This window comes from Pontibacter beigongshangensis (assembly GCF_014332515.1).
Taxonomy (GTDB): Bacteria; Bacteroidota; Bacteroidia; order Cytophagales; family Hymenobacteraceae; genus Pontibacter; species Pontibacter beigongshangensis.
This window is the reverse complement of sequence record NZ_VFSD01000009.1, coordinates 118,958-135,576: the sequence shown is the minus strand read 5'-3', so window position 1 is coordinate 135,576 and position 16,619 is coordinate 118,958. Positions and strand designations below refer to the sequence as shown.

The 16,619-nt window shown below is 48.2% G+C and carries 7 protein-coding genes; 4 read left to right on the top strand and 3 right to left on the bottom strand.

The genetic code is table 11. The features are described from left to right. The first annotated feature begins 1,388 nt into the window (after window positions 1-1,388). Window positions 1,389-4,208, top strand: coding sequence for a PA14 domain-containing protein (locus tag FJM74_RS09545; RefSeq protein WP_187262369.1), 2,820 nt, complete (start codon window positions 1,389-1,391; stop codon window positions 4,206-4,208). Between the two features lie 458 nt (window positions 4,209-4,666). Here the strand turns inward: FJM74_RS09545 and FJM74_RS09540 are convergent, their stop codons facing one another. After that, entirely contained in the window at window positions 4,667-7,039 is a 2,373-nt protein-coding gene (locus tag FJM74_RS09540) for a LamG-like jellyroll fold domain-containing protein (protein ID WP_187262368.1), read from the bottom strand. Window positions 7,040-7,773: 734 nt separating this feature from the next. Continuing rightward, complete coding sequence (locus tag FJM74_RS09535; RefSeq protein WP_187262367.1) at window positions 7,774-10,560, bottom strand: SGNH/GDSL hydrolase family protein; 2,787 nt, start codon at window positions 10,558-10,560, stop codon at window positions 7,774-7,776. A 345-nt stretch (window positions 10,561-10,905) separates the two neighbouring features. Between FJM74_RS09535 and FJM74_RS09530 the strand changes: the two genes are divergently transcribed. From FJM74_RS09530 to FJM74_RS09520, 3 genes are read left to right on the top strand one after another with little or no spacing between them, the layout of a single operon-like run. After that, a complete protein-coding gene (locus tag FJM74_RS09530) occupies window positions 10,906-12,378 on the top strand; it encodes an MBOAT family O-acyltransferase (RefSeq protein WP_187262366.1) in 1,473 nt (490 codons plus the stop codon). Between the two features lie 27 nt (window positions 12,379-12,405). Beyond that, a complete protein-coding gene (locus FJM74_RS09525) occupies window positions 12,406-13,521 on the top strand; it encodes an alginate O-acetyltransferase AlgX-related protein (protein ID WP_187262365.1) in 1,116 nt (371 codons plus the stop codon). Window positions 13,522-13,578: 57 nt separating this feature from the next. Then, window positions 13,579-14,835, top strand: a complete 1,257-nt coding sequence (locus FJM74_RS09520) for a glycosyltransferase family 61 protein (RefSeq protein WP_187262364.1) — start codon at window positions 13,579-13,581, stop codon at window positions 14,833-14,835. 37 nt (window positions 14,836-14,872) lie between these two features. Here FJM74_RS09520 and FJM74_RS09515 read toward each other — a convergent pair whose 3' ends face one another. Beyond that, window positions 14,873-16,060, bottom strand: coding sequence for a glycosyltransferase family 4 protein (locus FJM74_RS09515; protein ID WP_187262363.1), 1,188 nt, complete (start codon window positions 16,058-16,060; stop codon window positions 14,873-14,875). Window positions 16,061-16,619: the final 559 nt, after the last annotated feature.

The following is a 16,619-nucleotide window of genomic DNA, read 5'->3' as shown; positions in this document are numbered from 1 at the left end:
GCACCCTCTCGTATAGGAAGATGAAGGCAGAACACTACCTATCATTTCAATTATTCTAATCAAATAGCCCCTCCAGCATTTCTGCATCTGCTCTCGCATGTTAGAGTAAGGGGTGTTTTAGAGCTTCGCCAAATTAATAATTAGAAATGATGGCAGATTTGCTGTCTGGTGGCTTCAGAAGCACTAAGCTTTCTTAAAAATCAATTTGAAGCAGCGTTGGTGCTCCATAAAAAATTCTTAGCCGGCTATTCCTTTTGCCGTTGCCATGTGTTCTCACCGGCAACTCTAGTTGCAGTAGAAGCCAAAATCAACGACAAACCATTAGGAGGCATTAAGTGCATGAAGGTATTACCTGTCGCATAAAAACAGGATCAGCAGGGGCAGATGCAGAAGTGGCCTCTGAAGGGCATTTTTTATTAGAATAATTCGGGTACTCTGCCAAGCGCTTTTTCACTAACGAGCCCGACAATTCTAAGGTGATGGTACTTGATGAAACCTGTGGTAAGAATATTGCCGGATATTGCCTGGAATTGCCAAAAGCATCTCCAGAAAGGCCAGAATTATTTAGGCGGCCAAAACAGGGTGAATGAGATTGTCCTGAAAAAAATAATGAGCCTCCATAAAAAAAAATAGCCTACACCCCACAACTTCTCCGTATCCAAAATTTTATTTTTCGGTTTCAACAGAAAAATAAAAAATTATCCTGCATCCCAAACCCTGCCTGCAGTCTTGCAAAGTGCTACTAATCAGGATACCAGAAAAAATATGTCCCATTACCCCCACCTCTTCCTAAATATCGGCTTTTTTCTGCTTCAAACCCCTTTACGGAGGTCTTCTTTTATCTAAAAAAAAATGTAACCTTTTTCAAAAAATAAAAAATATCCAACATCAGGCCTCTGTAAAAATAACAAATTCACTATATAATGAAACCACTATAAATAGAGTTTTTTGAATATCCCTACAGCGCATAAGTAATACAATAAACACTAGTTAAATTACCAAAATATAATTTTTGTTAATTTTTACATAATATTAATACTAAATACAGAATATCATTTTTTATAGTTGAAATATTTTTTTATTTTACATAATCAGCTCAAAAAAGCTGTTCATGAGCTTAAAATACACTTTTAAAGCAAAAATTAATATAACTTTTTAAAGTACTGTTAGTTTTTTTAGACAAAAATGACATAACACTGGCTTTTTATAAAAAATGGTATCTATATTTGTGACTAATAAAATTTAGTCGTTTTAAAAAATGAACACCTGTTAGCATCGGAATTTTATAAGCTTCAAAAATTATAAAATGAACTTTTAAGTACGATGCACAGTTTGAAGCAATATTACAGTATAATTTTTTTTTAATTTTCAACTTTTAGCCAAAGAAGATGAATACACAATTTCTTACCCCTCGAAAGAGGGTAAGCCGGACTTTGCTTGCTCTTTTCACTTTCCTCTTAGTAAACTTTGCAGCATCAAAAACTTCAGCTCAGTCTTATAGCGGTCCGATAGTTATTACCAAAGGCGGAACCTACACCGGCAACTGGGAATCTAAAGACTCTAATGTTCCCGCAGTAGACATCAAAACATCCGAACCTGTTATAATTGTTAATTCTAATATCCGGGGTGCCGGTTACCTCATCAGATCCTGGAGCTGGCCTGCAGACCTTACAGTACGCAACAGCAACGGGTACGGCATTAACCCAACTCCTTATAGCGGCTCAAAGAAACCGCGCCGTTTCGTAACAGTAAATGCCTTCAAAAACATTGTTATCGAGAATAACTACATGGAGTCGACAGCAGGTATTTACCTCGGCACCAGTTATGATGGCAACGGCTCTACCAGCCAGACCATCAAAATCCGCTACAACAAGGTAAAAAACATAGACGGCCGCGTGTACAATGGTTTTGAGCGTTCGCAGTTTGTGCAGTTTAATTTCAGAAATGCTGTTCGCCATGCCGAGATCGCCTGGAATGAAGTGATCAACGAGGCCAACAAATCGCTGGTAGAAGACAACATCAACATGTACAACACCCGCGGTACATCAGACTCTCCTATCCGTATTCATAACAACTACATACAAGGAGCTTTCCCCTACCCTGCTACTAAATCAGAATACTCTGGCGGTGGCATTATCACAGACGGAGACGGAAACATCAGCATCTGCCCTGCTTACATAACTGCCACTGAAAACCAACTGGTAGGCCTTGGAAACTACTCCATGGGGATCGCTGGCGGTAACAACATCCGCTACGAAAACAACAGAGCCATTACAGCCGCCAAATATACTGATGGTAAAGAGTATGCCATGTATACATCCGGCATGTGGAGCAAAGACTACTACAAAAAGAACACGACCTTCTCTAACTCCATCAGCCACAACGTGATAGGCGTCGTAAAATGGCGTAACCCTGAAAACAGAAACGACATCTCGGTAGCGGAACATGCTTCATTCAGATCAAACACGCACCTGCCAAACCCGATCACTCCTGACACAGAAAAAGGTGAAGCCAACCGCTGGGCACAAAAGCTGCAACAAAACGGCATCAAATTAGGACCTAACGGATCCGCTCCGACTACTTCTAATCAAGCCCCTGCAGTTGCTCTAACCTCTCCTAATGCAAATGAGTCTATCACAGTAGGATCTTCAATAAAAATTACTGCCAATGCGAGCGATGCTGACGGTTCAGTAACGAAAGTTGAATTCTTCCAGGGCTCTACCAAACTGGGTGAGTCTAACAGAAGCCCTTTCGCTTACACCTGGAACAATGCCAAAACTGGTGCTTATATCCTGACTGCCAAAGCCACAGACAACAAAGGTGCTACTACTACCTCTGCTTCTGTAAGTGTGAGGATAGGTGAGGCCAATTTAGCAACAGACCTTACTACTCCTACAGGAGGCGGAACAGGTAAAATAGTTCGTGAAATGTGGGCGAATGTTCGTGGCGCTAATGTATCTGACATACCAGTAAACTCAGCCCCTACCAGCTCAGCGGAACTTACTGTGTTTGAGGCCCCTACTAATGTGGCGGATAGTTATGGTGCTCGTATCAGAGGTTATGTGACTGCTCCTGTATCCGGTCAGTATACCTTCTGGGTGGCAGGCGACAACAATGTTGAGTTATATTTGAGCACTTCTGAGGATCCTGCCAGAAAATCAAGGATTGCTTCAATCAATGGCTGGACAAACCCGAGAGAATGGACAAAATACAGTTCACAAAAATCAGCCGCTATTACTCTAGAGGCAGGCAAACGCTACTACATCGAAGCCCTGCATAAAGAAGATGCAGGTGGTGATAACCTGTCTGTTGGCTGGACGCTGCCAAATGGTGCGCAGGAAAGACCTATAGGAGGAAACAGGCTCTCTACCTTCGGAAGTGCTTCTGCTCCAATTGCCTCTATCTCTACTTCTTCTCTTGCTCCAACCGGTAAAATCACCAGAGAGATATGGACAGGAACCCACGGAACTTCTATTAAAGACATACCAGTAGCCACAGACCCTTCTTCTGCTTCTGAATTGACCTCTTTTGAAGCACCAGGCAAGCAAGGAAACAACTATGGCCAAAGGATCAGAGGTTATGTAACGGCACCTGCATCTGGCAACTATACTTTCTGGATTGCGGGCGATGATGTGGCAGAATTATACCTGAGTACTTCTGAGGACCCTGCCAAGAAAAGAAGAATTGCTTATACCCACAACTGGACTGGCTCAAGAGATTGGACAAAATATTCGTCTCAGAAATCTGCTACAATTTCGCTGAAAGCGGGCGAACGCTACTACATTGAGGCGCTGCATATACAAGGTGGTGGTGGTGATAATCTGGCGGTTGGCTGGACATTGCCAAATGGTACAGATGAGAGACCTATTTCAGGCAAAAATTTATCGCCCATTTCTGGTGGACTCAGTGCTACGGCAGCAGCTACAACAGCAGAAACTAACTTAAGTTTCACTAATGCCACTGCGTATCCAAATCCGTTCAGGGATATGATTACACTGGACCTTGGTGATAAGGAGGTAACACTGCAGGAGGTTGTAATTATTGATCAGGCTGGTAAAATTGTTTACAAAGAAAACAGTAACCTGAAACTGGACAACAACAGGCTGGTAATTGATCTGGCTGGATCTTCTCTAAACAGCGGTCTTTATATTTTGCGCTACACCGATAGCCAGGGTGTTTCCAAATCATTAAAAGTGATTAAAGAGTAGGTTATTCTTTCGCTCCTCTTTCTTATGGATGCTCATCATACTGGTGGGCATCCATTTTTTTTTGCCTGTCTCCGCTTCTGCTCCTATAAGGTATTTTACGTAACTCTCCTGCCAGGGTTACGATCGTAAAGACGTTTCTTTAGGATCTCTCTGTTTTTTTATACTGCTACTACTCAGTACTATTGATTTATACGATGTTATAGTTCAGCATGTTGCAAAATATTTTTGATTTTTTAATTAAATCTCCTGAGCACTTCCTTTGCTCCCAATGCAGATTTCGGCCAGAAGCTGCTTCACTCCTATAACCAGCGATAGCACCCTATAGGAGGAGGCTGTATCATCTTCGATATAAATGATAGAAATCGTGTCGTCATACGCGCGTCGTTTCTAGCCAACGTGATGCCATTTCTGGTTCCGAGAAGGTAAAATGCAGTCTTTAAGCTGGATATACAGTTGCTCTACTTCACCACCACCAGCTTTCTGCTCAGGGTTTTTGTTCCCGTTATAACCGATATGTTATAAATGCCGGGCCGAAGGTTATAATCCACCGTGTAGGCCAGGTGCAGAGTACCGTCAGCATCAGTCTTTACCTGCTCCTGTAGAATCCGCTTACCAGATAGGTCAGATACCACAAAAATAATATCCTCCTGCTCCGGCAGTTTAGTCACTTCTATTTGTACATCTCCTGTTGCCACCGGGTTTGGATACAAGAGAAAGGTGGATCCGGAGAAGCCTCCGCTCTGGATAAGGATGATGCTGGAGTAGGTATACAGGCCCGAGGTTTTGTTTATCTTGAGCCTGTAATAAACACTGCCACTGAGCGGCGCAGGATCTGTGAAGGTATAGGCCAGGCGCTCCGTACTTGGACCGGTGGCGGCCTCCTTACCGATGGATGTGAATATTTCGCCGTCCTCTGACCGCTCTATTTCAAAGTTGGCCACATCTACTTCATTTATGGTTTCCCAGTTGAGAAGCACAGAGCCGTGTGCATAATGGCCCTCAAATAACAGGAGCTCCGTAATGGCCGCATAAACATCTGTGTAACGCTCTTTTACCTCTGAAGCGCTCAAAGGCCTGCCAAACAGCTTCACCTCGTCCATATCGCCCTGATAATGGTAGCCGGAGGCCTCGTTCAAGTAGCCTATGTTTACAGGGCTCCTGCTGCCAAACCCGTTTTGGAACTGGTACGTCTGCTCCCCTGCCAGTTCTCCATCAATATACACCTTGCTGCTGTTCGACCTCGAATCTCTTACAGCCACAAACTGGTGCCAATTGCCGTCATTCAACTTTTTACCAGCGCTGGTGACGGCAGTACCTTTCCTGCTCCAGTCAAACATCACGAAAACAGCATTCCCGGCGGGGTTTACGCCTAGCCACCATTGTACCTGCGAGTCTTTGGCACTACGCCCGATCAGCACCTGGTTTCCTTTGGCGGTGGTGGTAGTCCGCATCCAAAGCTCAATCGTGAAATTGGCATCCGGGCCCCAGTTAAAGTTAGGGCTATCCATTACGTTAAGGCCATCATCTTCCCCATCAAAGCGTTGCCCTCCAGAGATAACACCTGTGATCGGGGTTGGCCTGGTGCCTTCTTCTGCCAGGGCATGATGGGGGGTGTAGTAATCGCGGTAGCGGGTGCCGGCTATCTCGTGCAGCATCCAATGGTGCACCACTTCCGAGATCTCGCCTATTCCTTCTTTTATGGTTATGGTAAAGCGCTGCTCTGCTGCACCCAGGCCGTTGGCGGCCTGTACGGACACAGTAAAGGTTCCGGCGGCAGCTGGTGTCCAGGTAATAATACCGGTTTTGCTGTCGATGCGCATGTCTTGGGGAGCAGCAAGCAGGGTGTAAGCGGGAGCCGGGCTGCCAGTGGCATTCACATCATAGAAATAGTTCTGATCTAACACGCCATAGGTGAGCGGCTCCGACACAATAGCTACAGCAACTTCTTCAGACCCGCAGTAGGCACCCGCGCCATTGTTGTACCGCGACCTAACTTCGGTTTCAGACAAATTCCTGTCGTACACCATCAGTTCATCCATGTCGCCGGTGTAGGCATAGCCACCCTGCAGGTTTAAATAGCCAATATTGATAGGCGAAGCGCTTAAATAGTCGCCGCCGAAGGGATGCTCCAGGCTATAGATCGCATATCCATCCACATACAGCTTATTGGTGGTGTGCCTTTCTTTGGTGCTGGTGGTACCGTCGCGCACCACTACTATGTGGTGCCACTTACCATCGTTTATCTTTCTTTTGATGGTGCCTTCGTTGTCGCCGCCAAGCCCTACCATATTGCCGGTTCTGTCGCGGATCACAAAAGTGGCGTACCCCTCCGGCGTGATACCGAGCCACCAGTGCGCCGGCGAATCCTTGGCGTCACGTCCTATCAGCACTTGGTTGGTGCCTGAGCTGGCGGTGGTGCGAACCCATACTTCTATGGTGAAACTGCTGTTAGGGCCCCACTGGAAATTTTTTGTCTGATCAAAATCGACTCTGCTGCCACCATTGTAACGCTGTGCTCCCCCAAACATGCCCGGTACCGGAGCCGGGCAGGAGGTGCAAGAAGCCGAGGTATTAGAAGTATAATCGAGGTATGATCCAGGCATACTTTCATCGAAACCGAAGTAATGCACCAGGTTTGGTGGGCAGTCGTTATCAGCCAGCAGATCGAGGGCACCCACACCGGCCGCCCTCACAGAGGTAAGTACTGCTACCGCCGAAAGAAATGCTACTATAAAAAGCAGGCGCCGGAACCAATAGGCGCTGCCAGGAGTCGGGTTCCCATGAATAGCTCCAGGTGCATGAACTGCGGTTGGGGTGAATATATTCGTCATTCTTCTTTTCTTGTATCGATAGCAACCAGAAGCCAGTTCGTGGTTTATATGCTGAAGGCCAGGCTCCCTGTGCATAACAGAGGTGCGCGGGTTTGGCCAACCTAGTCTTAAATGCCACTCGTGTGCCAAGAACTGGTTACCAGCCACTGTAACGCGGAGCATTTTGCAGATAAATAATTACTCCTATTACGCCGAATTTATAGCTAAGTTTTAATATTGTTTTTATTTAATATATATTGAAGAATAGCTGATATTTAATATGATTTTTCCTGCAGCAGCTTCCCGCATAAGCCATTAAAACCAGCTGCCGCATTGCCTGAAACCGCCCCGTACTAACTACCGTCTCTTCTGAAGCACCGAAAATATCAGCGGTCTCGCGTTTACAGATAAGCCAGATTATTCTAATCAAAAAGGCCCTCCGGAGCACTACAGCTTCTGCTGCTGTAGAATAAGACACCTGCAGGCGAATGCAAGCAGGAAGGCTGCCGCAAAACGCATTACCTTATTATTGAGGGGTGCATGAAAGGCACTTTAGAAGGTGGACCATGCCAGGTCAGGAGCAACAGCAGCAGCAGAACCTCCGGAGGGCCTTTTTGATTAGAATAATTCCTGCAGGCAAACATCTTTCTCTTCTCAGGCAGACCCGGCCATATTTACGTGCCTGTACTTAGTGACCGACCAAGTAAAAACTAGAAATTACAACTATTATGTTTTCTGGGCCCCAAACAGGAGGTCTACCTGACCAGGAATTTCAGACTTGTGGTCTTGCTGCTACCATAGATTTTTATAATGTAAAGTCCGGGCCGCAGACTCTGAGCAAAGTCTAGTTTTGCAGCTACACTTCCGTTGCCATCTGCCGTCTGCGCTGCCAGGCTGGTTTGCCGGCCTATGCTGTCGGTTAAAAGCAAATTTACCTGTTCCTGGTGCGCAAAGCCATGCACCTGCAGCGAAACCGATCCTCCATTACCTGGGTTCGGATAAATCAGATCAGCCTGGTGCTCTTGCGTGGTATTTTCTACAGCCACTACCTTAGAGTGTGAGAAAGTGCTGTTCAGATCCACCTGCATAAGCCTGTAATACAAGGTCCCTCCCGGTGCGTTTTGGTCGGCATAGGTGTAGTTTTGGGAGATACTGCTTGTGCCGGCTCCAGCCACGGTGGCAATAGTTTCGAACTGCCCGCCATGTGGCATGCGCTGTACTTCATAATGGCTGTTATTCTTCTCGGAGGCCGTTCTCCAATGCAGCACAACGCCACCCTCTGTAACGGCCGCCGAAAAAGACACCATTTCGACAGGGAGTGTGCTGAAGACGAGTTCAGTGGACAGGGCGTTAAACCAAACCCCACTCATTTTGTTGTACCCGGCCTGCGTGGGGTGCAACGGATCGGCCATGTCGCCACCGCTTATGCTGGCATACCGATAGTCGATATTGGCATCGGCCATGTCTACGAGCACCAATCTGTCGCCGGCTGCCATGCGGCTGGCGGCCATGGTTCCTAAGTTGTTGTTAAAGCTGATGGTCGCCTCGTGCGCTGCTCGGTCCGGGCAATGGGTTGTTCCTGCTTCTGTATAGCACACCCGCCTGATAATTTTAGAGAGGACCACTGTTACTTCTTTCCCTGACCGGGCCTCATAGGCATCTACCTGGTTCAGAATCTCTGTCATGTCGTTCATGCCGGCGGGGCTGCCATCTACGGAATTGGTACCTATATGCAGCAGAATAATATCGGGCTTATACACATCGAGGTAGGGGCCGTTGGTAACAGTAACTTTGGTGTTGCTGTTATCGAAGTAATACCCGTTTCGCAGGATACTGGCTATGTCCTGGTCGCGGAGCCCCGGAAAACCTGCATGGTCCTCATCAGTCAGCAAGCTGCTCCCTGACTTGTTGCTGCCTACAAAATCGAACCTGATGTCTGCCAGGCCGAGCATGCGTGCCAGCTCGCTTCGGTAGCCTGCCCGCTGCTCCACAGGTACAGGCCGGTTATCGGTCGTGACCTTGCTGCCTTCGGTGTTAGAGTCCCCGAGGGGCATTACCTTATACACATGGTTGGCTGCCCTGGTCGTTCCGCTCACCACTTGGCTGTAAGCAGTGTACGTTTCGCCGTCAAAGCTTCTGATCCGGTAGTACATGGTCTGGGAAGGTGCCAGGCCGGTGTGCCGGTAAGACGTGCTGGTACCGGGTACACTGGCCAGCGACATAAAGCTGCCCGTGGCGGAGGTAGCCGTTTCAATAATATAATTCTCCACATCCGGGCTGCCGCCTGTCCATTTCAGGGTAAGTGAGCCTGCCAGCGAGGGCAGCACCTGAAGCACAGCAGCCTTATATTCCAACCGGAGATCCTGTTGCAGGGCCTTATACCAAACCTGAGCCATTTTATCATACCCGGACTGTATAGGATGTTTGGGGTCGGCCATTTCGCCTCCGCTGGGGCTCCTGTAGCGGTAATCGATGTTGGCCTCCTCCATATCCAGCAAAATCAGCCGGTCTCCGGTTGCCACCCGCTCCGCTGCCATTTGCTTCATGTAGGTGTTGTAGTTATTCGTGGCCTCGAAGTCGCTTTGACTGGGGCAAAAAGAGGTTCCATTCTCTTCGTAGCAAACCCGCATCAGCAGGGTAGAGAGCAGCACAGTTACTTCCTTATTCGCCCTTGCCTCATAAGCGTCCACCTGATCCAGAATATTCTTCAGGTCGTTCATGCCGCCCGGGCTGCCATCCAGATAGTTCATGCCAACCTGCAGCAGGATCACATCTGGCTGGTAGGTGTCCAGGTAGGGGCCCTGGGTAATGATCTTTTGCTCGTTGTTGTTGAAATAATCCGGATAGTAGCCATGCTGTAGCAGGCTCGCCACGTCCTGATCCCGGATGCCACTCATCCCGGCATGGTCTTGGTCTGGCACCAGTTCCCCTCCCGACTGAAGGTGCCCTACAAAATCAAAGTGCAGTTCAGTGAGGGAAAGCAGCCGGTAAAGCTCGCTTCGGTAGCCTGCACGCCTGGATACCGGCACAGCCACATTGTTGGTGGTGACGCTGCTACCTTCTGTATTGGAGTCGCCCAGCGCCAAAATCCTTACCTGGTGCCCCTGGGGGTGAGTGGTGGCCGTAACCACCTGGCTAAAACTGGCCTGGCTGCTACCAATGGTTTTTACCCGGTAATAAACCTGTTGCTCATATGCCAGCCCGGCATGCCGGAATGTTGTAAGCGGTGCACTTACGGTGGCTATTTCGGTAAAAGGGCCACCGGCAGTGGGGGCAGCCTCTATCACGTAGCCCGAAGCGCCTTCCGCCGCCAGCCAGTTAACGCTGATGGCACGAACCAGAGAAGGCACCGCCCGCACTCCGGCCGGGGCAGCCATGGCCATCCGGCCGGTGCTCGCCTCCTCTACTGCCAGGGAAGGAACTGGTGATGAAGGGGTGGCTCCTGCAGCCAGACCAAGTGCATTTGCTGCAAAGAAACCTGTGAGAAAAGGTAAGGAATAGAGCCAGACGAGGAATAGCTTAAGGGTAAAATTATATTTCATATAAATTGCTGGGATGTTAAGGGCTAAGCAACCACCCCTATAACGTATGCGATATTAAAGTGTTTCTATGTTTAAAACATCTTAGGCAACCTTCCTGTGTATCAAAAGGCTTTCTGCCTGGGCCGGAGCAAAGCATGGCTTGTAACACCTAGTAAATTAGGTTACGAAAGCTGAAAAAATAAATGGTCTATTGCCAAACCTTTTAGTAAAACTTCTATATAATATAGGGCATACTTATTTATAGAAGTCTACTCTTTGCCCCGTAGATAGCTGCTATATACGTAGTACATTATTCCAGTAGTTGCCTTGATAGAAGTACGATAACCCTTAACCCTGTTTTTTCAGATGCTATTTAACTCTACTGAATTTTTTATTTTCTTCCCGGTAGTAGTAACGCTTTACTTTTTGACGCCTCCAAACAGAAGATGGATTATCCTGTTACTGGCCAGCTACTACTTCTACATGTCCTGGAAAGCAGCTTATGCCCTTATTCTGGTGGTGTCTACGCTGATTGATTTTCTTTGCTCCCTTAAAATGGGCCAGTACCAGGATGATGAAAAACATAGACGAAAGCCTTTTCTGTGGGTCAGCTTACTTTCCAATCTTTCTATACTGCTGCTCTTCAAATACTACAACTTTTTTAATGATAGCGCACGGGGCCTGGCCGAAGGGCTGAACATGTCGTATGCCATGCCGGCTTTTGAGCTGCTCCTGCCGATGGGCATCTCCTTTTACACCTTCCAGACCATGAGTTACAGTATTGACGTCTATAACGGAAGGATAAAGCCGGAGAGGCACCTGGGAGTTTTTGCGCTCTTTGTCACCTATTTCCCGCAGCTGGTTGCCGGCCCCATTGAGCGCGCCGGCAACCTGCTGGGCCAGCTGAAAGAATACCACAGCTTCGACTACGACCGGATTGCAGGGGGCCTGCGCCGCATGGGCTGGGGCTTTTTTAAGAAGATCATGATTGCCGACAACCTGGCCCTGATGGTAAATCAGGTGTACAACAACCCCGGTGAGTTCGAGGGCATATCCTTTGTTATTGCCACTGTCTTTTTCGCCTTCCAGATCTACTGCGACTTTTCAGGCTACTCCGATATAGCTATTGGTGCGGCACAGGTGATGGGGATAAAGCTTATGGAAAACTTCCGCAGCCCCTATTTTGCCAAGACCATCGCTGAATTCTGGAGCCGCTGGCATATTTCGCTTTCCACCTGGTTCCGCGATTACCTGTATATTCCGCTGGGTGGCAACCGGGTGGTGAAGTGGCGCTGGTACTACAACCTGTTTATCGTGTTCCTGGTGAGCGGCCTTTGGCATGGCGCCAACTGGACCTTTGTGGTTTGGGGAGCGCTACATGGCATGTACCAGATAGTGGGCATCCTCACCAAAGACCAGCGCAACCGGGTAGTGCAGCTGATCGGGCTCCATAACTACCCGCTTCTGTACAAATGGGTGCAGGTGCTCACTGTGTTTGCTCTGGTGTGTTTTTCCTGGATATTTTTCAGGGCCAACCAGATCAGCGATGCTTTTTATATAATAAGAAGCAGCTTTGCCGACATTGGCAATATCCGGGAGGTATTTACCCATGCGAGCCATGTGCTTTTCCTGGACCAGGGCCTGAAGGTTTTTATGGTGTCGGTTATTTCCATTATCCTTATGGAGATGGTGCACCTGATCCAGCGCAATGGCAGTGTGTCGCAGCTGATCCTGCAGCGGCCAGTGTGGGTGCGCTGGGGAGTGTACTACACAGCCATTCTGGCCATACTCCTCTTCGGGCAGTTTGGGAATCAGGAATTTATTTATTTCCAGTTTTAAGAAGATCAAATTTATAACATAAAGGCTATGCAAAACCCTGGCGTTAAAAAGCTGCTACTGAAATTAACCTTGCTCGCGCTGCCGTTTGTGGCCTATCCGCTGATCGAGGCTTCGGTGCTGCCCATGAACACCTTCACCTTCAGGGTCTGGGAAACGATATCGGTCAACACCATGCGCGTGATGTCGGGGCCGTTTTACCCCAACATGCATGTAAAGATGGAAGAAGAGGGCGAGCTAGCTCCGCGCACCCCCTTTGCAGAAAAAAAAATGGTAGAATGGTACACCGATGCCTATGGCTACCGCAACCGCGACACGAAGTGCGATATCCTGCTGATCGGAGACTCCAATATTACTGGTGTGAAACTGACGCAGGACGAAACGCTATCTGAAATGCTAGAGAAACGGCTGAACAAGCATGTATACTCTTTTGCCCCTGCCACCATGAACCGGTTTCTGGCAACAGAGCGGTTCACTAAAAATCCGCCGGAAGTGGTGATAGTGGCCAGCATAGAGCGTCGCATACCGGAGTTGCCTGCCGTAGGAGACAATGGGATGAACTCCAGGCTAAGGGCTTATACAGGCGAAATCATAAACTCTTCGCCCTGGCTTACCTCTTTGTTCATCACGGCCGACAGATTTACAAAAGTTACCCTCTACCACCGCACCCTGGCAGATATAGACCGAAAATATGGCACCAGAGCATATATTCAGTACGGAGATGAGTTTTTTCTGGAAGGCGAGTACGCCAACAGGGCATTCTCTGAAAAAGAGATAAAAGATATGGCCCAGGTAATAGAAGGCTACAAAAATGTGCTAGACGAGAAAGGCATCCGGTTTATTTTTATGCCCATCCCCAACAAGGAAAACATTTACTACCAGTTGCTCCCTGCCGGAGAGAAACCCACTTTCCTGCCCAGGCTTATGGCGGAGCTCAGAGAGCGGAAAGTGGATGTGGTGGACCTGCAAAGCCCTTTTGAACACCTGCACCACGAAAAAAACCAGCCCTTATACCCTGCCGATGATGCTCACTGGAACGAGATTGCGGTAGAGAAGGCAGCCTTGATTGTAGCTCAAAAAATAACCAACCCTGCTTCTGAGGCTGAGGATGAAAAAGATAAGCATTTTGTAAATTTTATTAAATAAATTGCAATCCTAAAATTAATGTTTACACGTATATATTAAATAAAGTATATCCCTTATATGAAGCTAAATACTCTCTATATAAAAGGTTTAAGAAGAATAAAACAGGTGCTGGGCAGGGTTGTCCCGCACAACACCCGTTACAAACCTGTTGGCGTTTGCAGGTTTACCCCAAATGATTCATCCAGCGAGATGACCAACGAAATTCAGGTCCATTCCATCTATACCAATCATACCTCTACGCTTCAGGTATCGGAACATCTGTTCGCAGCCTGCTCTGACTACTGGAAACCCCTGAAAAGTGTGACGACGGATTACCTGGTGGTGGAAGTGCCTGGCGGTCGGATCTATACCGACAACCAGAATAGCGTTGCCGTGATCTCACGGTTTAACCGGGTAGTGGATCATGTTTCGCTGAGCCTGACCAATGGAAAGGTAACACCACCTGACCGTAACAACATTTTTGATCAGCGATATTTCAATGAGCCAGACTATTACGAAGGCACCGTATTTACGCTACTTACAGGTGGGGCTGGCCTGAACAACATTTCGCATTGGTTTGTAGATGTGCTCCCACGGCTGCACCTCCTGCAGGAAAGCGGCCTCTACGATCTTGTCGACTGGTTCCTGGTGCCTAGTTTACGCTACAGCTACCAGACAGAGACCCTGGAAATGCTTGGCATACCTAAAGAAAAACTGATAGCTGGCGATGAACATCCGCATATAGCAGCCGATGGCATCATAGCCTCCACGGCACCTCGCGGCATCCATACTATAGTGCCGGAATGGCTCTGCCAGTTTAACCGCAATGCCTTTTTACCGCTGGAAGAGGTTGAAGCAAATGAAAAGCCGCTTCGGCTGTACATCAGCCGCTCCGACTCCGCCATTCGGAATGTGCTCAACGAGAAAGAACTGCTTGAGGCCCTGGAGCCACTTGGCTTCCGCAACATAATCTCGAGCAAGTACAGTATGCTGGAGAGGATAAAAATGTTTTCGCAGGCAGAGGTCGTCATAGGGGCTACAGGAGCCGGACTCATCAATATGCTGTTCTGCAAACCCGGCACCAGGCTCATCGAAATATTCAGTGAGGGCTTTATTCTGGAACCTTTCTACGACATAGCCCCAAAAATCGGGCTGGACTACGATTATGTTATCTGCAAAGGCAACAACAACATAAAGAATGCCGACCACGGGCAACGAGAGCATATTACCGTAGAAATAGACAAGGTGCTATCCGCCATAGCCCGTATGGAAGCCGAAAAGCTACAAAGTGCCACAACTAAAAGAGCCGAAGTATCGGAAGAGAACCTAATTTAAGCAATTCAGTACTTTGAAGAGACCAAAGCCCATCCTGCTACAGGTGGGCTTTGGCTTTTTTAGAAGCGATCACATCTTCGTAAATGGCTGATAACATGCGGTAATTGGCTTCAGGGGTATAAGATTGCTCGTAGCTCCGTCTTGCTCCGCCGGCTAATGTGGCTATCAGCGACACATCCTGTTGCAGCAGCTTTACTTTTTCGGCCAGTTCTGCTGCCGCACCTGGCGTGTAGAGCAACCCGTTGTAGCCGTCCTGCACCAGGTGGGCAGCACCACCAATACGCGCCGCAATAGCAGGTGTAGCCGTGGAGAAAGCCTCCACGATGGTCATGCCAAAGGTTTCGTGCCACTCCGAAGGGAAAATAAGTGCCTTTGCCTGCTTTAGCTCCTGCACTACCCGCTCCCTCCCCTGAAAACCAAGGTACGCAACCGTTGCGTTCTCTGCGGCATAGGCTGCCACCGTGTCGGCTAGGGGTCCATCACCAATAATTTTTAGAGGGAAAGGATGCAGCTGATGAGCTTTCAGAAGCGTCTCTACTCCCTTTTCTGTGGTAAGCCTGCCTACGAATAGAAAGTAGTCTGCTCTGCTATCGGCCCCTACCCCCAGGTCGGCGGTAAAATTGGGCTTTACCACCAGTTGCCCCTGCTTTGGCCGGAGCGAGGAGTGCTGAAAGAGCCCGGCTGCTCCCGGAGTAAGCACAATAAACCGATCGACCTTGTTGCGCCAGGTTCCTATGAGTTTGTGTATGCCTGTTGCAAGCACTACAGAGGCTGTCTGAAAAGCAGAGTCGCGGTATACTTTTTTCAGGATAGCATCTACCGGAAAAGTCTTGTTGATATTGTCTGTCTGCACTTTTCCCTGGTAAAAAAGCAGAGCGCTGGGGCACACCAGCCGGTAATTATGCAGTGTCATGACAACCGGAACGCCAAGCCGCTGGCAAACCGAGAACACGGCCGGCGATACCAAAGGGAAGAAGTTATGGACATGCACCACATCCGGCTTAAACTGCTGTATCTTTTTCTTTATCAGGCTGGCACTCTGTGGGTTATAGACCACGCCGAGGGCAGCCTGCAACTTATCAAGAGTCGTAACGACCTCATTATTAGAAAAGGCCAGTTTCTCGACCTGATGTCCGTGCTTTGCCAGCAAGTCGGCTTCCGCAAAAAATACAGTGTCTTCGCCTCCAACTTGTTTGTAATGGTTATGTATGATAAGAATGCGCATGAAGCCGGTGAATTAGGTGTAAAGGAGTGGAAAAAGCACCTGTGGTTGGGTCGGTTTCAGGCGCTACTCCTCAAGAAACATAAGGATAGCACCTTCAGAGCGTTGCCAGGTGCTTTCTGAAGGTGCCAGCCGCCATCTTGCTGAGCCCACTCAATTATTTGAATAAAATCTGCCCTCCAGACCTTCTGCTGCTGCTTTTTAAGACGATAGCCGCCTGCCTCCATTGTTTAAACATCGGCCAGAGTCAGGACTGAGTGGAAGGGCGCCTTCTGCTTTAATGACCGGTAGTTAGCAGCCGAACAAACCTCCGGAGGGCCATTTTGATTAGCATAATTCCCCCTGATTCCGACTCCTTTTATGTCCGCACTCATCAGGCGGGGTTACGACGTGAAGCAGCACAATTACGTTTGTCTCAGAGTCGCAATTTGCTATCAACCAACCCTCACGCTCACAGTGCTATTTAAATTATGCTAATGAAAAAGGCCCTTTAGAGCATTTGCTGCTCCCAAGAGTGTATATCAAGATGCCTGGCAGGCTGGTGCTGGCAGCTGGATGGGCT